The sequence below is a fragment of the Pseudomonas sp. 14P_5.3_Bac1 genome (assembly GCF_025466135.1).
Lineage (GTDB): Bacteria > Pseudomonadota > Gammaproteobacteria > Pseudomonadales > Pseudomonadaceae > Aquipseudomonas.
Genome location: NZ_JANLOF010000055.1, coordinates 1 through 20,007, shown reverse-complemented (window position 1 = coordinate 20,007; position 20,007 = coordinate 1). Strand labels below are relative to the sequence as shown.

At 60.0% G+C, this 20,007-nt stretch carries 25 protein-coding genes and 1 riboswitch; of the genes, 18 read left to right on the top strand and 7 right to left on the bottom strand.

Going from position 1 to position 20,007, the window contains the following annotated elements; genetic code table 11:
* Nucleotides 1-24: 24 nt before the first annotated feature.
* Nucleotides 25-480 (bottom strand): VOC family protein, encoded by a 456-nt coding sequence (locus NTD89_RS11845; RefSeq protein WP_262207803.1) that lies wholly within the window; start codon nt 478-480, stop codon nt 25-27.
* Nucleotides 481-605: 125 nt separating this feature from the next.
* Here NTD89_RS11845 and NTD89_RS11840 point away from each other — a divergent pair, with 125 nt between their 5' ends.
* The 8 genes from NTD89_RS11840 (at nt 606) to NTD89_RS11805 (ending at nt 7,532) form a co-directional block, all read left to right on the top strand.
* Nucleotides 606-1,346, top strand: a complete 741-nt coding sequence (locus NTD89_RS11840; RefSeq protein WP_262207801.1) for a BPL-N domain-containing protein — start codon at nt 606-608, stop codon at nt 1,344-1,346.
* A 200-nt stretch (nt 1,347-1,546) separates the two neighbouring features.
* Complete coding sequence (locus NTD89_RS11835; protein WP_262207799.1) at nt 1,547-2,458, top strand: LysR family transcriptional regulator; 912 nt, start codon at nt 1,547-1,549, stop codon at nt 2,456-2,458.
* A gap of 107 nt (nt 2,459-2,565) precedes the next feature.
* Nucleotides 2,566-3,495, top strand: coding sequence for a hydroxymethylglutaryl-CoA lyase (locus NTD89_RS11830; RefSeq protein WP_262207798.1), 930 nt, complete (start codon nt 2,566-2,568; stop codon nt 3,493-3,495).
* A 25-nt stretch (nt 3,496-3,520) separates the two neighbouring features.
* Nucleotides 3,521-4,711: a CaiB/BaiF CoA transferase family protein gene (locus tag NTD89_RS11825; RefSeq protein WP_262207797.1), complete on the top strand. Its 1,191-nt coding sequence runs from the start codon at nt 3,521-3,523 to the stop codon at nt 4,709-4,711.
* 12 nt (nt 4,712-4,723) lie between these two features.
* The gene (locus NTD89_RS11820) at nt 4,724-5,248 is read left to right on the top strand and encodes a gamma carbonic anhydrase family protein (RefSeq protein ID WP_262207796.1); all 525 of its coding nucleotides are present in this window, start codon (nt 4,724-4,726) and stop codon (nt 5,246-5,248) included.
* A gap of 66 nt (nt 5,249-5,314) precedes the next feature.
* The gene (locus NTD89_RS11815; protein WP_262207794.1) at nt 5,315-6,631 is read left to right on the top strand and encodes an MFS transporter; all 1,317 of its coding nucleotides are present in this window, start codon (nt 5,315-5,317) and stop codon (nt 6,629-6,631) included.
* Between the two features lie 291 nt (nt 6,632-6,922).
* Nucleotides 6,923-7,156, top strand: a complete 234-nt coding sequence (locus tag NTD89_RS11810) for a hypothetical protein (RefSeq protein ID WP_106576648.1) — start codon at nt 6,923-6,925, stop codon at nt 7,154-7,156.
* Between the two features lie 76 nt (nt 7,157-7,232).
* The gene (locus NTD89_RS11805; RefSeq protein WP_017136894.1) at nt 7,233-7,532 is read left to right on the top strand and encodes a hypothetical protein; all 300 of its coding nucleotides are present in this window, start codon (nt 7,233-7,235) and stop codon (nt 7,530-7,532) included.
* A gap of 37 nt (nt 7,533-7,569) precedes the next feature.
* On the opposite strand, the gene NTD89_RS11800 is transcribed toward NTD89_RS11805, so the two are convergent.
* Nucleotides 7,570-7,809 (bottom strand): DUF6124 family protein, encoded by a 240-nt coding sequence (locus NTD89_RS11800; RefSeq protein WP_122528559.1) that lies wholly within the window; start codon nt 7,807-7,809, stop codon nt 7,570-7,572.
* Between the two features lie 521 nt (nt 7,810-8,330).
* Nucleotides 8,331-8,936, bottom strand: coding sequence for a hypothetical protein (locus NTD89_RS11795; RefSeq protein WP_262207792.1), 606 nt, complete (start codon nt 8,934-8,936; stop codon nt 8,331-8,333).
* Nucleotides 8,937-9,060: 124 nt separating this feature from the next.
* Between NTD89_RS11795 and NTD89_RS11790 the strand changes: the two genes are divergently transcribed.
* From NTD89_RS11790 to NTD89_RS11780, 3 genes are read left to right on the top strand one after another with little or no spacing between them, the layout of a single operon-like run.
* A complete protein-coding gene (locus NTD89_RS11790; protein WP_262207791.1) occupies nt 9,061-9,630 on the top strand; it encodes a nucleotidyltransferase family protein in 570 nt (189 codons plus the stop codon).
* A 58-nt stretch (nt 9,631-9,688) separates the two neighbouring features.
* Nucleotides 9,689-10,129 carry a tryptophan-rich sensory protein TspO gene (gene tspO / locus NTD89_RS11785; RefSeq protein ID WP_262207790.1) on the top strand — a complete coding sequence of 147 codons (441 nt, stop codon included), beginning with the start codon at nt 9,689-9,691 and terminating at the stop codon, nt 10,127-10,129.
* The gene (locus tag NTD89_RS11780; RefSeq protein WP_262207789.1) at nt 10,129-11,106 is read left to right on the top strand and encodes an alpha/beta hydrolase; all 978 of its coding nucleotides are present in this window, start codon (nt 10,129-10,131) and stop codon (nt 11,104-11,106) included. The genes tspO and NTD89_RS11780 overlap by 1 nt, the downstream gene beginning before the upstream one ends.
* Here NTD89_RS11780 and NTD89_RS11775 read toward each other — a convergent pair.
* On the bottom strand, nt 11,045-11,503 hold the full coding sequence (locus NTD89_RS11775) for a hypothetical protein (protein ID WP_262207788.1): 459 nt from the start codon (nt 11,501-11,503) through the stop codon (nt 11,045-11,047). The genes NTD89_RS11780 and NTD89_RS11775 overlap by 62 nt on opposite strands.
* A gap of 163 nt (nt 11,504-11,666) precedes the next feature.
* Here NTD89_RS11775 and NTD89_RS11770 point away from each other — a divergent pair, with 163 nt between their 5' ends.
* The 4 genes from NTD89_RS11770 to NTD89_RS11755 all read left to right on the top strand — a co-directional run bounded on the left by NTD89_RS11770 (nt 11,667) and on the right by NTD89_RS11755 (nt 13,477).
* On the top strand, nt 11,667-12,086 hold the full coding sequence (locus tag NTD89_RS11770) for a GNAT family N-acetyltransferase (RefSeq protein WP_262207787.1): 420 nt from the start codon (nt 11,667-11,669) through the stop codon (nt 12,084-12,086).
* A gap of 94 nt (nt 12,087-12,180) precedes the next feature.
* Nucleotides 12,181-12,648: a DUF1203 domain-containing protein gene (locus NTD89_RS11765; protein WP_262207786.1), complete on the top strand. Its 468-nt coding sequence runs from the start codon at nt 12,181-12,183 to the stop codon at nt 12,646-12,648.
* Between the two features lie 110 nt (nt 12,649-12,758).
* Nucleotides 12,759-12,983 (top strand): hypothetical protein, encoded by a 225-nt coding sequence (locus NTD89_RS11760; protein WP_262207785.1) that lies wholly within the window; start codon nt 12,759-12,761, stop codon nt 12,981-12,983.
* Nucleotides 12,980-13,477, top strand: a complete 498-nt coding sequence (locus NTD89_RS11755; protein ID WP_169367240.1) for a GNAT family N-acetyltransferase — start codon at nt 12,980-12,982, stop codon at nt 13,475-13,477. Before NTD89_RS11760 ends, NTD89_RS11755 begins: the two co-directional genes overlap by 4 nt.
* Nucleotides 13,478-13,772: 295 nt before the next feature.
* Here NTD89_RS11755 and NTD89_RS11750 read toward each other — a convergent pair whose 3' ends face one another.
* From NTD89_RS11750 to NTD89_RS11740, 3 genes are read right to left on the bottom strand one after another with little or no spacing between them, the layout of a single operon-like run.
* Nucleotides 13,773-14,537, bottom strand: a complete 765-nt coding sequence (locus tag NTD89_RS11750) for an ABC transporter ATP-binding protein (RefSeq protein WP_262207782.1) — start codon at nt 14,535-14,537, stop codon at nt 13,773-13,775.
* Nucleotides 14,534-15,538, bottom strand: coding sequence for a FecCD family ABC transporter permease (locus NTD89_RS11745; RefSeq protein WP_262207780.1), 1,005 nt, complete (start codon nt 15,536-15,538; stop codon nt 14,534-14,536). Before NTD89_RS11745 ends, NTD89_RS11750 begins: the two co-directional genes overlap by 4 nt.
* Nucleotides 15,535-16,545: an ABC transporter substrate-binding protein gene (locus NTD89_RS11740; protein WP_262207778.1), complete on the bottom strand. Its 1,011-nt coding sequence runs from the start codon at nt 16,543-16,545 to the stop codon at nt 15,535-15,537. The genes NTD89_RS11745 and NTD89_RS11740 overlap by 4 nt, the downstream gene beginning before the upstream one ends.
* A 115-nt stretch (nt 16,546-16,660) precedes the next feature.
* A riboswitch (cobalamin riboswitch) is annotated at nt 16,661-16,854 on the bottom strand.
* A gap of 112 nt (nt 16,855-16,966) precedes the next feature.
* On the opposite strand from NTD89_RS11740, the gene NTD89_RS11735 reads away from it, so the two are divergent.
* Genes NTD89_RS11735 through NTD89_RS11725 form a run of 3 tightly spaced genes read left to right on the top strand, consistent with a single transcriptional unit; the run spans nt 16,967 to nt 19,893 of the window.
* Nucleotides 16,967-17,401: a hypothetical protein gene (locus NTD89_RS11735; RefSeq protein ID WP_256676531.1), complete on the top strand. Its 435-nt coding sequence runs from the start codon at nt 16,967-16,969 to the stop codon at nt 17,399-17,401.
* Nucleotides 17,398-18,864: an ATPase domain-containing protein gene (locus tag NTD89_RS11730; protein ID WP_262207776.1), complete on the top strand. Its 1,467-nt coding sequence runs from the start codon at nt 17,398-17,400 to the stop codon at nt 18,862-18,864. The genes NTD89_RS11735 and NTD89_RS11730 overlap by 4 nt, the downstream gene beginning before the upstream one ends.
* Nucleotides 18,865-18,873: 9 nt before the next feature.
* The gene (locus NTD89_RS11725) at nt 18,874-19,893 is read left to right on the top strand and encodes a sensor histidine kinase (protein ID WP_262207774.1); all 1,020 of its coding nucleotides are present in this window, start codon (nt 18,874-18,876) and stop codon (nt 19,891-19,893) included.
* Nucleotides 19,894-20,007: the final 114 nt, after the last annotated feature.

Below are 20,007 nucleotides of genomic sequence, written 5' to 3'. Positions count from 1 at the left end.
TGTAAAGGGGTAATGCAACGCCGCTCAAGCAAACGCCGCCAGCATAAAGGCCTGCAAGCCTTTTTCTTCCAGAATCTCGATGGAGAAATGCCCAAAGCGCTTGGGCAACCAAATGATGCGCGTGCCGGATGGCGACTGCAGATCCTCCAGGGCCAATGGCCGGCCGTTTTCATCCTCCGGTTGCACGCCCTTGGCGACCAACTCGGCATAGGCCACCTCGATGTCCGGCGTGGTGTAGCAGTGCCGGTAAATCATCCCTTCGCCGTGTGCGTCCAACAGCTCGCGCAAATTACCCGTCAGCGGCTGCACCAGCATAAAACGCTCCTGGCCCATCAGCACGACCGCATACCGCACATGAAAGCCGCCGCGATTCCAGACTTGAGTGGTGGAGATGTTGGCGTTGAAAATGTTGGCGTAATACGCGCACGCCTGTTCGAGGTCCTCGACCAATATATCGACGTGGCTGAATGTCAGCTCCATTGCATGCCCTCTGGCGGATGTGGGTTCAGGCGACACTAGCCGATTTACAACTGTTTACGTATTCAAAGAAACCTTCGATATAGGCTTTGAACAGCCCCGACCCACTGTTCGCTGAGCCAGCCGCCATGAAACTGCCTGCTATCACCGTCGCGTTTTTTGCCCTCGCCACCCTGCAATCGCCATGGGCGCAAGGCGCAACGCCCATCACCCATGTCGCCATCTACCGTGGCCCGGCGGGGTGTGACGACTGTTCCGAGAACGTCAAAAACGCCTTGCTGCGGCTCAGCCCGAACTACCAGATCGACTTTGTCGGCGCGGATGAAGCCATCGACATCACCCCGCAAAACCTTGCGCGTTACGACCTCTATGTTCAGCCGGGCGGCGGGCAGGACATTCCCGCTGCGCTCGACAGCTTTGGTGACGCACGCGTGGACGCCATTCGTGAATACGTGGCCAAGGGCGGGCGCTACCTGGGGTTATGCATGGGGGCTTATCTGGCGGACAACAGCAACTTTGGGTTGATACCCCAAGACCTCGACTCCGAAGCCGGGCGGCCGGGGTTTGAAGTGCGCGGGATTGAAGACGCGGCGGTGCGGGTGGTGTGGGATGGCAAGCCAGACAGCGTGTTCTATCAGGATGGACCGTATTTTCCCAAGGTTGATGGGCACGCGCCGTATACGGTGATTGCGACTTATCGCAATGGGGATGTGGCGGCGGCGCGGTATCGGTATGAGAAGGGCGTGGTGGTGCTGAGCGGGCCGCATCCGGAGGCGGGGAAGGCGTGGTTTGAGAATGCGGGGATTGCGGTGAGTGAGATGCCGCGGGGGGAGTTGTTTGGGGTGTTGGTGGGGAGGGTTGGGGAATGATGTATGTATCTGCGTTTGTTCGGTAGCGGGTTGTCGGGAAGGGCAGCTTTTGACCAATAGCTGACTTTCGATGCGTCTGGAAAACCCGAAGCCATTCACACGGCGATTGCGTATATCCAGAATATTTGCGAAAACCTCAATAGATTGAACGCGGGGAATACGTCTCTTCGCGCCACATTGCGATTTGAAGGAAGGACGTAATGCAGCACCTGGATCACTTATCTTTGCACTTGTTCATTCTGGTTTGTGAAGAGGGCACGATTGCACGCGCCAGCGCGCGGGCATTCATTGCGCCGTCGGCGGTCAGTAAGCGTATTTCCGATATTGAGGCCCGGTTTGGTACGCCGCTGCTTAACCGCAGCAAACGCGGGGTTGAAGCGACTCCGGCGGGGTTAGCGCTACTTCGGCACGCTCGATCTCTAACGCGGGCTATGGAGCGGCTCGATAGCGAACTTAGCGAATACGCTGAAGGCGCCCGAGGACATGTACGGGTGTTGGCAAACATCTCGTCAATCATGGAGTTCCTACCGGAAGAACTGTCCGACTTCATGATCGAGCACCCAAGAATCCAGGCAGACATCGAAGAGCGTTTCAGTCCCGATGTGGTCCGCGGGGTAGCCGAAGGCAATGCTGATTTAGGTATTTGTCGACGATCAATGGCCGTGGGCGATCTGGAGTTTCTGCCCTATCGTCGGGATCATCTGGCGGTCGTCGTAGGGGCGAACCATTCCCTGGCCGATCGTACCAATATTGCATTCGTTGAGACCCTGGCCTTTGATCACTTGGGGCTGTCAGCTTTCGCCACGTTGAATAACTTCATGCGCAGTGAAGCGACGAAGGTGGGCCATGAGTTGCGGTTTCGCTCCTATGTATCGTCGTTTGACGCAGCATTTCGCTTGGTGCAATTCGGCTTGGGGCTTGCTGTATTCCCACTCGAAGCAGTCGAACGGTATGCACGGTTGTTTGACTTGCGGATCATCCCTCTGACCGATGATTGGGCATTGGGTGAGTTTGTTATCTGTGTACGTGATCGGGATGCACTATCGCTGTCGGCAAGGCGATTGCTGGATCATTTGCTTTTGCGAGCAACATCGCTTCCGTCCCGCCCCTGACTGCATCCGTCGCGGTTGGCGATGGATCACCGCGTAAATGACGTCTTTTTGCTGAATCCATGCCTCTCTAATCTGAAGCTGCGTTTCAGACTGTGAGAGCTTTTTTCATGACAACAATAACAATCAATGAAGTCGGCATGCGTGATGGTTTGCAAAGCCTTCAAGCCACTATGCCGACATCTGCCAAACGACAATGGATCGATGCCGCCTATGCCGCCGGTGTGCGATACATGGAGGTCGCGTCCTTTGTTCCCGCCAAACTGTTGCCGCAGATGGCCGATGCCAAAGAAGTCGTAGCCCATGCCTTAAGTTTTCCGGATTTGGTTGTCACGGTCCTGGCGCCTAACCTGCGCGGCTGTCGCAATGCGCTGGAGTCTGGCGCGCACCGTATCATCGCGCCCGTATCCGTCAGCGCAGCCCATAGCCTGGCCAATGTGCGCCGTACGCCGTTGGAAATGGTCGAAGAGCTGGCGCGAATGTGCCAACTGCGCACTGAATTTGGCTTGCACAATGTTCAAGTGATTGCCGGAATGTCTGTGGCCTTTGGCTGCACCCGCCAGGGTAATGTTCCATTGAGCGATCTCTGTGCGTTAACCGGGCATGTGCTTCAAGCCGGCTGCGATCTGGTGTCCTTGGGAGACACCACGGGCTATGCCAATCCTGGCCAAGTGGCGACCACCTTGCAGGCGGTTCGCGCCATCGCGGGTGACAAGCTCAGGGCCGTGCACTTCCACGACACTCGAGGCCTGGCGCTTGCCAATAGTCTGGTCGCCGTTCAGCAAGGTATCACCGAGCTCGACGCCTCGCTGGCCGGGTTGGGTGGTTGTCCGTTTGCACCGGGCGCATCCGGCAATACGGTCACAGAAGACCTGGTGTTCATGCTGCAGAGCATGGGCTACGAGACTGGCATCGACCTGGCAGCACTGATCGCTTCTCGAAATGTGCTGAGCGAAGCACTGCCGCACGAGACGCTCTACGGCTGCATTGCACGAGCTGGCCTGCCACTCAGTTACGCATCAGTTGCCGGCCGCGTCTGAACCTACCCGATCAAGGAGAAACCTAATGTCCAGGCTTCCATTGGACGGCATTCGCGTCGTTGAAATTTCTCACATGGTGATGGGCCCGACCTGCGGAATGATCCTGGGAGACCTCGGTGCCGAGGTGATCAAGATTGAGCCGATCCGCGGGGACGGTACGCGCCGTCTGCTGGGCGCCGGTGCCGGTTTTTTTCGCACCTTCAACCGCAACAAACAGTGCATCGCCATCGATATCAATACTCAACAAGGACGAGATGCGGTACTGGAGTTGATCGACACCGCTGACGTGTTTATCGAGAATTTCAAGCCCGGCCGCATGAGCGAGCTCGGCTTCGGTTACGCGGCGATTCGAGCGCGTAACCCGCGCATTATCTACGCCTCGCACAAAGGCTTTCTCAACGGCCCCTACGACAATCGCCTGGCCCTGGATGAAGTTGTGCAAATGATGGCGGGCCTGGCCTATATGACCGGCCCGGTCGGTAGACCTCTGCGTGCCGGCAGTTCGGTGAACGACATCATGGGCGGCATGTTCGGTGCTATCGGTGTGCTTGCTGCGCTCAACGATCGTAATGTCACCGGCGTCGGTCGTGAGGTGCAAAGCTCGCTTTACGAAAACTGCGTATTGCTCGCTGCTCAGCATATGCAGCAGTACGCCGTGACCGGCCAAGCGGCTGCACCGATGCCAAATCGTATCAGTGCATGGGCCATTTACGATGTATTCGAGTTCGCCAATGGGGAGCAGATGTTCGTCGCCGCCACAGGTGAAGGTCAGTGGACCGCCTTGTGTCAATTGCTGGGCCAGACCACATTGCTGGACGACCAGACCCTTGCTACCAACAATGATCGCGTGCTGCAGCGGCCACGTCTGTTGGCTCACTTGGCTGAAGTCTTTGCCAGCATGGACGCTCAAGCGTTTGCCCTGGAACTTGAGGCCAACAGTATTCCGTTTGCGCCGATTCGACGGCCCGAGGAACTGTTCGAAGATCCTCATCTGCTGCAAAGCGGCGGCCTGGCAAATCTTGAACTCGAAGACGGATCGTTCACCGCCATGCCATTGCTGCCGTTGTCCCTGGATGGCGAGCGTCTGCAACCCCGTCGATCTATTCCACGCGTCGGCGAGCACACCCACACAGTCATGCGTGAACTGGGCTACAGCGACGAACACATTGCCCAGCTGTGTGCTGCCGGTGTTCTGAAAACTGATACTCAGGCCTAAGGATAAGTTGCCATGGCTATCTATCAATATGACACGCTTATCCCCACCATCCACGCTGAAACCTTCGTCGCGCAAGACGCTACCGTCATCGGCAATGTCACGCTGGCGCAGGGCGTCAGTGTCTGGCCCCAGGCTGTCCTGCGTGGTGATAACGAGCCGATTTGCATCGGTCAACATAGCAATGTGCAGGAGGGTGCGGTGCTGCATGCCGACCCGGGATTTGCGCTGACGGTGGGCGAGGGCGTCACCATCGGTCACCAAGCTATGTTGCACGGTTGCACCATCGGCGACGGAGCACTGATTGGGATTCAGGCAGTTGTGCTCAATGGGGCGGTCATCGGCAAAAATTGCCTGGTCGGTGCCGGAGCCATTGTCACCGAAGGCAAGGTGTTCCCGGACAACTCACTTATTCTCGGCGCACCTGCCAAAGTCGTGCGCGAACTGACGCCTGAAGCGATTGCCAACATGCACCGAAACGCCGCCGACTATGTCGTCAGAGGTCAGGCTTACAGGAACAAACTGATTCTAGTCAGCTGAACCCGTTGAGCAGGGTTTCTGAAGGGCCTTGCCTCTCTCCAATAATTACAACAATGGAGAAACATCATGGTCGCCATGACGACTGATATCGCGCTTGCGCGCAGCGAAGAAACGATTAATGAGCTGTTGCTTTATAGGCGTGTGGCCTGGCGAATTATGCCGCTGGCCATTATCTGCTTTCTTTTTTCTTATTTTGACCGGATCAACATCAGCTTCGCCAAGACCCAGATGCAACAAGAATTGGGTTTGTCCGACGCGGCGTACGGTCTGGCCGCAAGCATGTTTTTCTTCGGCTATGTGCTATTCGAAGTCCCCAGCAGCCTTGGGCTCAAGCGCTATGGTGCGCCTGCTTGGATATGCCGAATAATGATTTCCTGGGGGTTGGCGACGGCGGCGTTGATGTTCGCCTACACGCAATACACCCTGTACTTTCTGCGATTTCTGATCGGCGTCATGGAAGCCGGTTTTGGCCCAGCGATCCTGTTCTACTTGGCGTGCTGGTTTCCCAAGAAGCACTTGGCGAAAATGAATGGCCTCTGGTTCCTCGCAGTGCCTCTTGCAGGCGCTGTCGGGGGGCCGGCCGCGGGGATTCTATTGGGAACGATGGATGGCGTGTTCGGTCTGGCTGGCTGGCACTGGCTGTTTCTGATGTCCGGACTGCCTTGTGTAGTACTTGGCCTGCTAGTGCTGTGGAAACTGGACCGAGACATCGAGTCGGCCAAATGGTTAAGCCGTAGCGAAAAGGATTTGCTGGCGGCTAATCTGGCGCATGACAAAGTCAATCAGAAGCCGATATTGGGGGCCCTGTGGCGTGTGTTGCTGACGCGGGAAGTTGCAATCATGGCGTTTATTTACTTTGTGATTAAGACCGCTTCCTATGGCCTCAACTTCTGGATGCCACATCTGATCAAATCCTCTGGTGTGCAGAGCTTGTTCTGGGTAGGGATGCTTTCCGCGCTGCCGTACATCGTGGCGTGTATCGGCATGATATGGCTGACCCGGCGTTCCGATCGTACCGGTGAGCGTAAGATTTATCTTGTTCTGTGCCTGATGGCGGCGGCAGTCGGCTACCTGCTAGCCTGCCTATTTTCCGACTCTTCATGGACCATGATGGCAGCACTCGTACTCGCTACCGCGGGCACCTTTATTGCGATTCCGATTTTCTGGACTATCCCACAATCGACATTCTCCGGTCTGGCAATCGCTACTGGGACTGCTGCAATCAACTCCATCGGTCAATTGAGCGGCATCGTTGCACCTGTGATGGTGGGCAAGATCAACGATCTGTCCGGTTCCACGTACATGGGGATGCTTTCCATCGCACCGCTGATTCTGATCGCCTGTTTCGTCGTCATGCGCTACGTCAAGAATCCTAGGCCCTGACGAGATTCCCCACTAATGACCGGACTTATACATCTTTGTCTTCCCAGTCTGCGCGCATGAACGGGCACGCTCATTTTTGAAGGGGCTGAATCGCGCACGCGCTATTGAGCCGCCTTCACCCGTTAATGCCGTGGGTAACTAAGGGGGAAAGTGAAGTGACCCAGGTATCGTAGACAAATTTGAGAGTCCGCTTCTGGCCCGAAAGCGCCCCTTTCCCCGCCAACCGGTCTACCATGGCATCCCCCGGCAGTGGTCCATGCGCTCCCGATCATTTTTTCTCAAGGTATCGCCATGTCCATCGACCAAATCTCCCTCCCCAAAGGCGTAGGCCCTCACGCCATCAAGCTGCTCGACGCCATCACCGGCGCTTCCACCCACGAAGAACTCAACCGCGCTGGCGGCAAGGCTGAAGGGTTTGTGTTGGGGCTGGAAGCCACCAAAGCCATCAAAAGCCAGATCGCCGAGTCGTTGTATGTGGCTTACGACGATGCGGCGAGTAACCGCGCGGGTGAGTTGAAGGGTTAAGAACCCAGCACTACAGGACGTTGTGCGCGCAGGTCGTTAAACTGGGCGCCTTTTTATTTCTCAGGATGAGGCTGTCATGTTCAAAGTTGCTCTCGCGTCACTGCTGCTGGCGTGTGCCTTCGGCGCTCAAGCGGATACGACTGTTGATGTGTCAAAGATTTACGGCAACATCAAGTTTGTCAGTAGCTTCCCGGACTATAAGGTCAAGGTGGTAAACAGTTTCCCTGACCTTAAGGTAAAACAGGTGAGCAGTTTTCCCGATTCGGCCGGTAAGTGGAAAACAGTCGAGAGCTTCCCCGACTACAAGATCCAGATTGTTGACTCCTTTCCAGACTTCACCATTCAGTACGTTGATTCGTTCCCTGGGGTTAATTGAAGGCAGCGCCCTCAGCGGCGCTGCCGTGGGCTGTGGGTCAGCCAGGGCAAGGCGCTTCACGGTCGAGCAATTTGGCCGTGAGCAGCACGCCCAGTTCGCTCAGTTGGTGGATGGCCAGGGCGATGTCGCGGTGTTTGCCGCACAGGTCTTCGGACAGGTCGAGCAGCAGGGTGCTGACGCTGGTGAAGGTTTCGTAGCTGTTGGTGATGAGGGTTTCGGTGCTGGCGTCGGGGACGACGGTGAAGAGGGTGGTTGAGTCAGTTTTTGCTTGAGTCATAACGATATCCTGGTTTTGGCCGCCATCCTTTCGCTACTAAACGAAAAGGTGGCAGCTGTGCGCAGGTTAGTAGACCGGTGGATATCAAAGCCGGCGCGCCCGAAGACGCCCTACGCACAGCCACCATCAAGCACAGACGCAATGTCTGATTGATGAAGCTCATGCACTTTTCAATACCCAACTCAGGCTACTAAACCCGATCACTGAACATTCAGCGACCGAGCCACCTTAGAGACGGCCACCCCAGCGCACAAGCCGGCGGATTCTGACGCACGCGTAGGCAATGGGGCAAGGTGCTGCGGGCCGTTCGCAATGTCCCAGGCTGAGGAAACTCCTTTTGTGGCGAGCAGGCTTGCCCTGCGTTGGGGTGCGAAGCGGCCCCTGCAAACAGGCGACCGAGTTTTACTGTTGGACCGCGGTGGCTGGGTTGGGAGCGCTGCGCACTCCAGCGCAGGGCAAGCCTGCTCGCCACAACAAGCACTCAAGCCACAACAAGCCTGCTTGCCACAAGCGTGCCGGGTTTAAAACGCCTGATTCACCCCAACCCCACGCATGATCGAAAACCGTGGGTCGATCAGCTTCAGCGTTTGCTCGCCCTTCAAACGCCCGACCACCACGTGGTAGGTCTTTGGCACTTCGGAGAGGTTTTCCGGGTTGCGGGCCAGTTTTTCAATCGCCGGGGTGTTGGCCCAGTCGGCGATGGTTTTCTGGCGAATGTCGACGGTTACCACCCAGGATTTGTCCACGGCGTCGCCCATGGGGTTGGTGTTGGCGGCAATGTTCTGGACCTTGGCGATTTCATAGCCCTGGGCGTAGCAGAACCCGGATTCCTGCTGCACGTAGGCGGCGCGGCCGGCGTCGGTGAGGGTGTAGGTTTTGTCGCTTTTGGCCAGCAGGCCGGCGTTGGTCAGCGCATCGAAGGCCGGCTGGTTGGCGCTGGAGGTGCCGCTCATGACGCTGTCACTCAAGGTCACCGGGAAGCTGTTGAACATCGCCGCCTTTACGCAGGAAGCCCCTTCCAGCTTGGGTTGCAGCGCGGCTTGAATCTCGGCGTCCGATGGGCTGTCGCTGCAGGCGGTGAGCAGCAACGCGGCGGCGGTGATGAGGGCCATTTCTCTGATTCGCATCGTTTTATCCTTGACGATTGGTGGCGGGCGGGCAAAGTGTATAGAAATATTGCCGTCACGAAACCCTCCCGCCAGTCGTGTAGGGGCGGTGGCTTGAGCCGCACTGAACACCCAAGGATTAACCATGACATTGACCGTCAACACCCTGCTCGACCTGGCCATGGCCAACCCCATCAACGCCCAGATCACCGCGCGCCTGCCCGACCTCGGTGTGGAGCAGTGCATGCTCACGGCGGGCTGCCTGTTCCAGGCCGTATGGAACCATCAGTCAAACTTGCCTGCGGCGCAGGGCGTAAAGGACTACGACGTCTTTTACTTCGACACGGATCTGTCCTACGAAGCGGAGGACAAGGTGATCCGCGCCGCCGAACGGCTGTTTGAGGATTTGGGCGTCAACGTCGAGGTCAAGAACCAGGCACGGGTGCACCTTTGGTACGGCGAGCGTTTTGGTCGGCCTTATCCACAGTTGCACTCGGCTAAACAGGGCGTGGACCGTTACCTGGTGGCGGGCACCTGCATCGGGCTGGAGATCGACACCGGCGAGGTGTATGCGCCCTATGGCTTAGCGGATGTGGAGCAGGGCGTGTTGCGCATCAACCCGCTGCACCCGGAGCCTGAGTTGTTCGCCGCCAAGGCCCGCAGTTATCAAGCGCGCTGGCCTTGGCTGAAGATCGTGGCGCCGGAGGATTTGTGAACTTTTACCGGCTCCCCATGCGTCCTATCTTCAAATGAACCCTGAGAGTGGATTGCCCATGATCTTCCTGATTTTCCTCATCGCCTGCGCCGCGGCCGCCAGCACCGGCGTTATTTTCAAGCCCGGCCAGTGGTACGAAAGCCTGGTCAAACCCAGCTTCACCCCACCCAATTGGCTGTTTCCGGTGGCCTGGACGGTCATCTACCTGCTGCTAGCGTGGGCGGGCTATCGCCTGACGATGATCCCCGGCAGCCAATTGGCCCTGGGCTTGTGGGCGGCGCAGATTGCGCTGAACTCGCTGTGGACGCCGGTGTTTTTCGGCGCGCATAACCTCTTCGCCGGGATGGTGGTGATCGTGCTGCTGTGGCTCGTAGTAGCGGCGTTGGTGGTGATGGCGTTGCGGTTGGACTTGATCACCGGGTTGATCCTGTTCCCGTACCTGGCGTGGCTGAGTGTGGCGGCGGCGTTGAATTTCTCGATTTTGCGGAACAATCGCTGATGGCCTACACACCGTGGCCTGCCAGCGAGCCTGAGCTGGAGCAGATGCGCGACTTCAACAAGAAGCTTGCCTGGATGCCGCGCTTTAAAATCCGCAACCGCGTCACGCCGCGTGTGATTCAGGCGCTGTTGCGGGTCAGCCAAGCCCTCAAGAAAGCGCCTGTGGCCGAAACCCGAAGGGTCGGCTCGGTGCCCGTACGCATCCTGCGGCCCGAGGGGAAAACCAAAGGCGTGGTGCTGGATATCCACGGCGGCGGCTGGGTGATCGGCAATGCGCAGATGGACGACGACCTGAACCTGGGCATGGTGCAGGCGTGTGGCGTGGCGGTGGTGTCGGTGGATTATCGGCTGGCGGTCGACACGCCGGTTGAGGGGCTGATGGAAGACTGCCTGAATGCGGCGCGTTGGCTGCTCAGCAGTGACGAGTTTGCCGATTTGCCGGTGTTTGTCGTGGGTGAGTCCGCCGGTGGGCATCTGGCGGCGGCAACCTTGCTGGCGCTGAAGCAATGGCCGGATTTGCTCAAGCGCGTGCGCGGTGCGGTGTTGTACTACGGCGTATACGACTTGACTGGCACACCGAGCGTGCGCACGGCGGGGCCGGAGACATTGTTGCTGGACGGGCCGGGAATGGTCGAGGCGCTGCGCATGCTCACGCCGGGGTTGAGTGATGAACAACGTCGGCAACCGCCGTTGTCACCGTTGTATGGCGACCTGACAGGTTTGCCGCCGGCGTTGATGTTTGTGGGGGAGTTGGACCCGCTCAAGGACGACACGCTTCATCTCGCTGAGCGATGGGCAGCGGTGGCGGAGGTTGAAGCCCATCTGCTACCGGAGTCAGCCCACGGGTTTATTCATTTTCCGGTGGCGATGGCGCAGGCGGTGCTGTTGCATAGCCGAGCGTGGATCACGGCTCGCATCAAGGCGTCGCCAACCCCAATCGATGCGCCTCCACACTCACATTCAACGGCGCAGCCGTAAGCGCTGGCCGATGCCCGAGCAGGCGCGTGGCGGGCTCCAGGCTGTCATCGGCGGGTATCAGCAGCACCTGCAAGGTCACGGGGTTGATGACGCCCCAATTCGACAGGGTGTGGCAGGCTGTTCCGTTGCACACGGCCTGGTAGACGATGCGCGGCTCGCCATTGGCGTCGGAGTCGCACGCGCCGCCGATGAAGTCGATGCTGTAGTAGCGCAGCAGCGTTGCACGCGGGCCGCGTTCTACGCGCAGGAAAACTTCAGCGCTTTCGCTGGTCAGCAAGGGCAACGTCGCGTCCACGCCGATCGTCACCGTGGCGTCGGCGCACTGCAGGCGTTGTTCGGCCAGGGCCGATGGGGCGCACAAGCTGGCGAGGAGGGTGCAGGCTGCAATCCGTAGCATAGGGGCGACTCCGTGGTGGGCTGGCGCGGATGCTAGCAGAGCGGTTGGCGAAGAAGATGAAATCCCTTTTTTGCAGCAAGGCAGGTAATCTCACGCGTCCAGATCGTCAGTCATCAAGGGCGGTGCAATGTGTGATTCTCGCGTAACACTCAGGCCGGCCGCTGTGACCGACCTGCCATCGATCTACCGGGGCGAGCAAGCCTACATCCAGTGTTGGGAGCCTGCGCATGAATCCGCATGGCGGCTGCAACTTGAGCGACACCTCACCCTCTGGGCAGACAACTTTGACCGGCTGACCGTCGCGATGCTTGATGGGCAGTTTGCGGGCTACTCGTTATGGGCGCCCGAGCAAGGCGCCGCCGAGCTGTACACCCTCAATGTCAGCGAGGCCTGCCGGCGCAACGGGGTGGGCCGGGCGCTGCTGGACGCTTATGCGCTCAAGGCCAAACAGAGTGGCTTCAATCAACTGAGGTTGCACGTACGGCCAGATAACCCTGCCCGGCTGCTGTATGAGCACGCGGGATTTGTTTGTGTGGGGACGGCGGCCAACGGTTATCTTCGCTACGTGCGGGACAATGCATGAGCACCCTGTGCGGGTGAATCTCGGCGCAAGAATCGGATAGTGCATGATGCCGCGGGTATCGCCTGATAGGTGCCTACCCTGAGAGGCCTCTATCATGAACTTTCGAATTACCGGGCTTGCCCCCGAACCTTTTTCCAGCTTGTTTGGGTTGCCCGATGACGAACTCGCCTCGCGTGGCATCAAGCGTTGCTATGTCGACTGTCAGCCAGGCTTTCCTGACCGCATAGAGATGAAGGACGCCGAGGTCGGGCAGAGTATGTTGTTGCTCAATCACGTCAGCCAACCCGCGAACTCACCCTACCGCGCCTCGCACGCAATATTCGTTCGAGAGGGCGCGACGCAGGCCTACGATGCGGTGAATCAAGTGCCTGAGGTGATGCGAATCCGGCTGCTGTCTCTTCGGGCGTTTTCTGAGGACGGCATGCTACTGGAGGCCGATGTCGCGCCGGGGCAGGAGATAGAGCCGGTGATCGAGCGAATGTTGGCCAACCCAGCGGTCGGTTACATCCATGTTCACAACGCCAAGCAAGGCTGTTATTCGGGGCGGATAGAGCGGGTGTAAGGTCGGCTGAGTAGCATCTGCGGGGGTTAGGCGCCTCACCCGGTTGAACTTGAAACCTGATCGGTAGGTCAGGATATGCAGTTGCTTACTCCCATCACAAGGATGCCACCATGCGCAAATACACCCTGAACTACCTCTTCAACGACGAGCCCCGCACCCACGTGTTTGAACTCAAACAGCCTGAACTGCCCGTGCACGAGGCGGCGATGCATTTACTGCAATTGCATTTTGGCGATGCGGAGAATGGGTTGATCCTGCCGCCTGCGGATGCGACGCCCGAGGAGATTCTGGAGCAGGCGCAGGTGGTAGGGATCAGCCAGATCAAAGTTGTATGAACGAGCGACCGGTCATTCAGGACGTGACCTGCGACGACATTCCAGCAGTGCTGGACTTTGTCCTTGAGGCTCGCAGCGAGCTTTTCCCCAAGCTCAGCGCAGCCGGCATGCCGGACGATCTGGCGCGATTTGAAGCGGTGTATGTTCATGGCGACGGCCAGTTCCTGATCGCCCGCGTTGATGGCCAAATTGTTGCGGCCATCGGCTATGTGCCCTACGACGGGCGCTTCTCCCAGTTGAATTACCAGGGCCTCAAGACGGTGGAGGTGGTGCGCCTGTTTGTGGCGCCGGCGTTGCGCCGATTCGGGTTGGCGGGTGAGTTGTACGGCGCGCTGGAGGCGAAGGCGCGGGGGGAGGGGGTGGAGATGGTTTACCTGCATACTCATCCGTTTCTTGCTGGCGCGATTGATTTTTGGCTTCGGCAAGGGTTTGAAATTGTTGATGTCGAGGCGGACCCGGTTTGGCGGACGACGCATATGCAGCGGTCGCTGTAGCTGCTTCAAGGACCCCGGGCAGCCGACCTGATTCTGGAAGCTGAACTCAATCAACTGTGGGAGCTGGCTTGCCTGCGATGGCATCAACTGTGTGTCCCTGATAGACCGAGGTGTCTGCATCGCAGGCAAGCCAGCTCCCACAGAAAAGCAAAGCAGTGCGGCACTGGCAGATGAACTCGGTCAAACTGTGGGAGCGGGCTTGCCCGCGAAGGCGGTGTGTCAGTGATACAACAGTCGGCTGACCCACCGCCATCGCAGGCAAGCCAGCTCCCACATTTTAACGGCGTTCAGCCAGTCAGTTCGAGCGCAACCGCAGGATCTGCGCGCCGTCAAACGGGTCCGTCAGGTAGTGCGCCTGTACCCCGAATGTCTCTTGCAATCGCTGCGGCGTCAGCACCTCCAGTGGCGGGCCCAGCGCCACCAGCCGCCCGCGGTCCAGCACAGCCAAACGATCACAGGTCAGCGCCTGGTTGAGGTCATGCAGCGCAATCAACGTGGTCACCGGCAAGGCCTGCACGCCCTTCAAGATCGCCAGTTGATGCTGGATATCCAAGTGATTGGTCGGCTCATCCAGCAGCAGAATCTGCGGCCGTTGCGCCAGGGCACGGGCGATGTGCACGCGTTGGCGTTCGCCGCCCGAAAGGCTGCGCCATGCGCGTTTGCTCAGGTGGGTGGCGTCCACGTCGTGCAGCGCCTGGCGCACGATGGCGTCGTCTTCTTCAGACCAGGGGCTCAGCGCCGACAGCCAGGGCGTGCGGCCCAGCGCCACGGCGTCGAACACGCGGATGGCGTCGTCGGTATCAGCCTGCTGTTCCACCACGGCCAGTTGCTGCGCGATGGCGCGCCGGGATAGGCGGCCCAAGTGCTGGCCGCCCAACAGCACTTCACCGGACGCCGGTGCACGCAAACCGGCGAGCAGTTTGAGCAGGGTGGACTTGCCGGAACCGTTCGGCCCGACAATGCCCAAGGTTTCACCCTGCTGAACGTCAAGGTGGATATCGCGCAGCAACTCGGCGTCGCGCACTTTGAACCCCAGCCCTGTGCAACTGAGCACCGTCATCGCGCGTTTCTCCGGCCGATCAGGATCAATGCAAACACCGGCGCGCCGACCAGCGCGGTAACCACGCCGACCGGAATCACCTGGCCCTTGATCAGCGTGCGCGAGAGCACGTCGGCGGCTATCAAAAACAGCGCGCCGCCCAAGGCGCTGGCCGGCAGCAGGCGTGAATGCCCGGTACCGACCAGCAGGCGCACGGCATGCGGAATCACCAGCCCGACAAAGCCAATGGAGCCGACAATCGACACCATCACCGCCGTCACCAGCGCCGCACAGCCCACCAGCACAAACTGCACGCGGCGCACTGGAATGCCCAGCGAGGCCGCCGAGTCGGTGCCGAAGGTGAACGCGTCCAGCGCGCGGCGGTGCCACAGGCACACCGCCAGGCCTGCGACGGTCACCGGCACCGCCAGCCACACCGACGGCCAGCGCACCCCGCTGAGGTTGCCCAGCAGCCAGAACATAATGCCGCGTGCCTGCTCGGAGCTTGCGGACTTGGTGATCAGGAACGCCGTGAGGGCGTTGAACAGCTGTGACCCGGCGATGCCGGCGAGGATGATCTGGCCGGTGCCGCTCGCCGAGCCGCTGGCGCGCGCCAGCAGAATCACCAGCGCAAAGGCCGCCATGGCGCCGACAAACGCGCCTGCCGACAGCGAAACCAGCCCGCCGCCGATGCCGATCAGCGCCACCAATACCGCGCCGGTCGAGGCGCCGGCGCTGATGCCCAGCAGATAAGGATCGGCCAACGGGTTACGCAACAGCGACTGCAAGATCACCCCGCACGTGGCCAACCCGGCACCGCACGCGGCGGCGACCAGGGCGCGGGTCAGGCGGTAATTCCACACCACGCCTTCGTCGATTGGGTCAAGCGCATAACCGGCTGCCCACAGTTTGTTGGCAAGCACTTGCAACACCACCTGCGGCGCGATGGCGGTTTCGCCGATGGCCACCCCGGCGAGCACGGCGAGCAACAGCAGCGCCAGTGCGAGAAGGGTACGCATCATTTGCGCAGGTCGTAGCCGTCGATGGCGCCGGCCAGCTGTTCCAGGCCATCGAACGTGCGCACGCTGGCCTGCAATGCCAGGGCGTCGAGGATGATGATGCGGTTGTTTTTCACCGCGTCCATGTTGCGCGTCACCGGGTCACTGCGCAGGAAGGCGAGTTTCTTTTCATGGTCGTCGGCCGGGTAGCGGCGCCGGTCCATGCGCGCGATCACCAGAAAGGTCGGGTTGGCCTTGGCAATGGTCTCCCAGCCGACGGCGGGCCACTCTTCATCGGACTGCACCACGTTGTGCAGGCCCAGGGTTTGGAGCATGAATTCGGGCACGCCCTTGTGGCCGGCCACGTACGGGTCGCTGGCCATTTCCGAGCTGGAGAACCACACCAATGCGCTGGCCTGCTTGAGACCTTTGCTGTGGGCGGTGGCAATGGATTTGGCCAGGCGCGCCTTGAGCTCGTCGTTCAATTGTTGGCCGCGCGCCTGTACGTCGAAAATCTCGGCCAGTTGGCTGATGCTTTTATAGACGGTCTCGACGCGAAACGGCTCCAGCCGCGTGCCGTCGGCGCCCACCAGGTTGTCCTTGGCTTCGCAGTCGGAGGGCAGCAGGTAGGTGGGGATCTTCAGCTCGTGAAACTGCTCGCGGGTGCCGACCACGCCTTGCGGGCCCACCACCCATTCCAGCTCGGCCGCCACCAGTTGCGGGCGCTTGGCGATCACCGCTTCGAAGCTGGGTTCGTTGTTGGCCAGGCGCTCAATGGCGTCGTTCTGCGCCTTGAATTGCGGCAATACGTTGTTGAACCACAGCGAGGTGCCGACCACTTTGTCGCCCACGCCCAAGGCGTAAAGCATCTCGGTGGCGGCCTGGCCGATGGTCACCGTGCGCGCAGGCGCCTGCTCAAAGGTCAGGGTGCTGCCGCAGTTCTGCACCGTCAGCGGGTAGTGAGTGGGCGCCGCTTGGGCCAGGGCACAAAAGCCCAGGGCGGTGATCAGGGCGGTAACGCGTGGCAACATCGGGCAATCTCCGGGTGAACCTTACGTGGAACTGGGGAGGTACGGCTCGGAAATACACCCTGGAGCGCTGCGGGCATCGCAGGGCGCGGAGGTACTTCCCGGACACCCCGCCGGTTAGTGATTTTGCTGGGCCGGCAGGTCTCCTGACTGATGCGTCGTCGCCACGCTCCGGCCTTCCCGGGCAATGCCCAGTGGCGATGTGGAGCAGGCTCAGCACCTACAGTTGCGGGGGCAGTTCCGATTGGCGCAATGAACGCGCTTCGGATTCCCTATTAGTCCCGTGTGGGAACCGGCGCGGTATGGTAGTCGATCATGCCCGCAAGGGGGAGCCTGTCCACGCGCAATTGGCAGGCCGCCGGGGGTCTCTATCTGCGGATATAGGGTGTACCATCAGTCTCTGTTCATCAGATATTAGTCAGACATGCCCACGCTTAGCGAAGAGAGCCGCCGGATCGTAGCTTCTCTGGCGCACCGTGTTGGTCCGCAGGCTGACACTGCAAGCATCGCCGCGGCGGTTGTTTCGATTTTGCAGGATGTGGGCGCAGCACTGGCGCCCGTCATCGGCCAGCAAGGCGTTGCCGCGCTGTACCGTCGCAGCTTCCATCTGTGCGTCTCGACCCATCCACGCCTGGCCGCCACCTATGACAGTGTGCCGGCCGCGATGGACTTGATTGCCCTCAAATCCGTACTCGTCGAGCAGAACGAAACCGATGCGCTGTTTTTCGGTGAGGTGTTGCTGACTACCCTCTACGAGCTTCTGACCACGCTGATCGGGCCTTCACTCACCGCACGTCTGCTGGTTGGCGTGTGGCAGCCTTCTTCGAGCGACACCTCTTCGCAGGAAATTTCGCCATGAGCACCAAAGTGACTATCAACCGCCTGGCCACGGGTGTGCCAGGACTGGACGAGGTACTGGGCGGTGGCCTGCCGGAGTTTTCGTTCAACCTGATCGCCGGCCCGCCAGGCTGCGGCAAAACCACCCTCGCGCACCAGATGATGTTTGCGCTGGCCACGCCGGAGCGTCCGGCGCTGTTCTTTACCGTGCTCGGTGAGCCGCCGCTGAAGATGCTGCGCTATCAGCAGCAATTCGATTTTTTCGACGACGCCGCCATCAACCGGTCGATTCGTTATATAAACCTGGCGGACGACACCCTGGCGGGCGACCTGGACGAGGTATTGCGGCGCATTGTCAGCGAGGTCGAGGCGCATTCGCCGTCGCTGGTGTTTGTCGATTCCTTCCGCTCCGTGGTGCTGGCCAGTCAGACGCAGCACAACCCGAACAACAACCTGCCGCAGTTCATCCAGCAGTTGGGCATGTTGATGACCACGTGGCAGGCGACCACCTTCCTGATCGGCGAATATTTCACCGAGACGGACACTAATCCGATTTTCACCGTGGCCGATGGCCTGATCTGGCTGCGCCAGAGCGTTGAGCGCAATTCGATGGTGCGCAAGATGGAAATCATGAAGATGCGCGGCCAACCGACCTTGCCGGGGCTGCACACCTTTCGTATTGCCACCTCGGGGGTCAAGGTGTTCCCGCCGGCCGCCGTCAACCGTTTGGTTGAAGCGCCGTCGACGTTCCCGATCACCCGCCTGAAAATGGGCGTGCCGGCGCTTGATGAGATGCTCGGCGGCGGCCTGCCTCGTGGTTATTCGCTATTGGTGGCCGGCCCGTCCGGATCGGGCAAGAGCATCCTGGCGGCGACCTTCCTCGCTGAAGGCGTGCGCAACGGCGAAACCGGGGTGATTGCGGCGTTCGAGCAACGGCCCAACCATTCGCAGAACCCTCAGTTGGCCGAGTTGATCAAGAGCGGGAAAGTCAGTCTGGTGGACAGCCGCGCGCCGGACCTGTCCATCGACGAAATCGTGCAACTGCTGCTCAGTGAAATCAGCCGGTTGAAAGCCACCCGTGTGGTGATTGACTCGCTGTCAGGCTTTGAGCTGGCGTTGGCGCCTACCTTCCGTGCGGATTTTCGCGAGTCGCTGTCACGCATGGTCACTGCGCTGACCGCCGTTGGGGTCAGCGTGTTGATGACCTCGGAGCTCGAAGACCGTTACACCGACCTGCGCTTCAGCCCTTATGGCACCGCGTTTCTGACCGACGCGATCATCGTGCAGCGCTATATCGAAGTACAAAGCCGGTTACTGCGCATCATGGCCGTGGTCAAAGTGCGCGCCAGCGCCCACTCCGACCAACTGCGCCAGTACCACATCGACGATAACGGCCTGCAGATTCGCGACATGCTGCCGGAGCAGGAGGGGCTGTTGGGCGGCCGACCGACCCGACAAGCTTTGGCGGAAACCAAACATGTGTGAGCCCGACTCGTGAGTGGCGGCGACGGCAAGCCTGACAGTGAGCTGACCACGGCGGCTCACGAGCTGTTCCTCATTGGCCAAAAAACCGTTGAGGCGCGTGCAGTGCTGGCCGCCCTGCAGCAGCAACTGACTGACGCCAGCAGCCGTCTGGTGGATACCCAGCACGTCGAGCAGGTGATCGAGGCCAATCAGCAGCTGGTGCTGGCGATCCTGCTTGCTCAGTCGGACGCCGCAACCCCGCCGCCCCTGGAGGAACAACGCCTTTACCAGGAGCTTCGCGAGGCGAATGCGCAGCTGGTGATCGCGGCGCTCAGTGCTCAAGACTTGCAGGCCACGGCCGAGCGCGCGCTGGGCCAGCAGAAAAGCATCCTGGCGATGGTGGCGCATGAGCTGCGCAACCCATTGACGCCGATCAGCATGATCGCCGAGCGCATGGTTCGCCTGCCCAGCGACCAGCTGCCGCGCATGCGTGAGCTGATTGAAAGTCAGGTGCAGCATATTTCACAGTTGGTCGACGACTTGCTGGACGTGTCCCGCGTCAGCACGGGCAAGCTGCGCATCGAACGACGCGATGTGGACATCCTGCAAATCCTCAGAAGTGCCATTGATGCCTGCGGCCCGGTGATGCGGGCGAAGAAGCAGCAATTTGAGGCCCACCTGCCTGACGGCCAAGTGATGGTGAGCGGAGACCCTGGGCGCCTTGCGCAGATTCTGCATAACCTGCTGGCCAACGCAGCCAAGTACACGCCGGTGGGCGGCTCGATTGTGCTGGCTGTGACCGCGACGGACGCGCTGCGGATCAGCATTTGTGACAACGGTATTGGCGTTTCGGCCAAGGCGCTGCCGCTGATCTTTGACCCTTACGTGCAGGATGAACACGCCATCGGCTTCAACGGCTCGGGCCTGGGGATCGGGCTTACGGTGGTGCGCGAGCTGGTTGAAGCGCATGGCGGCAAGGTCACCGCCAAAAGCGAGGGCAAGGGCAAGGGCAGTGAGTTTGTGGTGACGCTGCCGTTGTTGAGCGACTGACTCGCGTATTTGCGATCCAGCCACAGGGGCTACGCGTTGCAGAATTCACGCACGGCCACAAACACCGCAAATCAAAAGTGGGAGCAGGCTTGAGTGGGAGCGGGGGGGGGGGGG

Bases quoted from the DNA above. Each gene is read 5' to 3' on its own strand.
- NTD89_RS11845 (WP_262207803.1), bottom strand. From the start codon at position 480: ATGGAGCTGACATTCAGCCACGTCGATATATTGGTCGAGGACCTCGAA.
- NTD89_RS11840 (WP_262207801.1), top strand. From the start codon at position 606: ATGAAACTGCCTGCTATCACCGTCGCGTTTTTTGCCCTCGCCACCCTG.
- NTD89_RS11835 (WP_262207799.1), top strand. From the start codon at position 1,547: ATGCAGCACCTGGATCACTTATCTTTGCACTTGTTCATTCTGGTTTGT.
- NTD89_RS11830 (WP_262207798.1), top strand. From the start codon at position 2,566: ATGACAACAATAACAATCAATGAAGTCGGCATGCGTGATGGTTTGCAA.
- NTD89_RS11825 (WP_262207797.1), top strand. From the start codon at position 3,521: ATGTCCAGGCTTCCATTGGACGGCATTCGCGTCGTTGAAATTTCTCAC.
- NTD89_RS11820 (WP_262207796.1), top strand. From the start codon at position 4,724: ATGGCTATCTATCAATATGACACGCTTATCCCCACCATCCACGCTGAA.
- NTD89_RS11815 (WP_262207794.1), top strand. From the start codon at position 5,315: ATGGTCGCCATGACGACTGATATCGCGCTTGCGCGCAGCGAAGAAACG.
- NTD89_RS11810 (WP_106576648.1), top strand. From the start codon at position 6,923: ATGTCCATCGACCAAATCTCCCTCCCCAAAGGCGTAGGCCCTCACGCC.
- NTD89_RS11805 (WP_017136894.1), top strand. From the start codon at position 7,233: ATGTTCAAAGTTGCTCTCGCGTCACTGCTGCTGGCGTGTGCCTTCGGC.
- NTD89_RS11800 (WP_122528559.1), bottom strand. From the start codon at position 7,809: ATGACTCAAGCAAAAACTGACTCAACCACCCTCTTCACCGTCGTCCCC.
- NTD89_RS11795 (WP_262207792.1), bottom strand. From the start codon at position 8,936: ATGCGAATCAGAGAAATGGCCCTCATCACCGCCGCCGCGTTGCTGCTC.
- NTD89_RS11790 (WP_262207791.1), top strand. From the start codon at position 9,061: ATGACATTGACCGTCAACACCCTGCTCGACCTGGCCATGGCCAACCCC.
- tspO (WP_262207790.1), top strand. From the start codon at position 9,689: ATGATCTTCCTGATTTTCCTCATCGCCTGCGCCGCGGCCGCCAGCACC.
- NTD89_RS11780 (WP_262207789.1), top strand. From the start codon at position 10,129: ATGGCCTACACACCGTGGCCTGCCAGCGAGCCTGAGCTGGAGCAGATG.
- NTD89_RS11775 (WP_262207788.1), bottom strand. From the start codon at position 11,503: ATGCTACGGATTGCAGCCTGCACCCTCCTCGCCAGCTTGTGCGCCCCA.
- NTD89_RS11765 (WP_262207786.1), top strand. From the start codon at position 12,181: ATGAACTTTCGAATTACCGGGCTTGCCCCCGAACCTTTTTCCAGCTTG.
- NTD89_RS11760 (WP_262207785.1), top strand. From the start codon at position 12,759: ATGCGCAAATACACCCTGAACTACCTCTTCAACGACGAGCCCCGCACC.
- NTD89_RS11755 (WP_169367240.1), top strand. From the start codon at position 12,980: ATGAACGAGCGACCGGTCATTCAGGACGTGACCTGCGACGACATTCCA.
- NTD89_RS11750 (WP_262207782.1), bottom strand. From the start codon at position 14,537: ATGACGGTGCTCAGTTGCACAGGGCTGGGGTTCAAAGTGCGCGACGCC.
- NTD89_RS11745 (WP_262207780.1), bottom strand. From the start codon at position 15,538: ATGATGCGTACCCTTCTCGCACTGGCGCTGCTGTTGCTCGCCGTGCTC.
- NTD89_RS11740 (WP_262207778.1), bottom strand. From the start codon at position 16,545: ATGTTGCCACGCGTTACCGCCCTGATCACCGCCCTGGGCTTTTGTGCC.
- NTD89_RS11735 (WP_256676531.1), top strand. From the start codon at position 16,967: ATGCCCACGCTTAGCGAAGAGAGCCGCCGGATCGTAGCTTCTCTGGCG.
- NTD89_RS11730 (WP_262207776.1), top strand. From the start codon at position 17,398: ATGAGCACCAAAGTGACTATCAACCGCCTGGCCACGGGTGTGCCAGGA.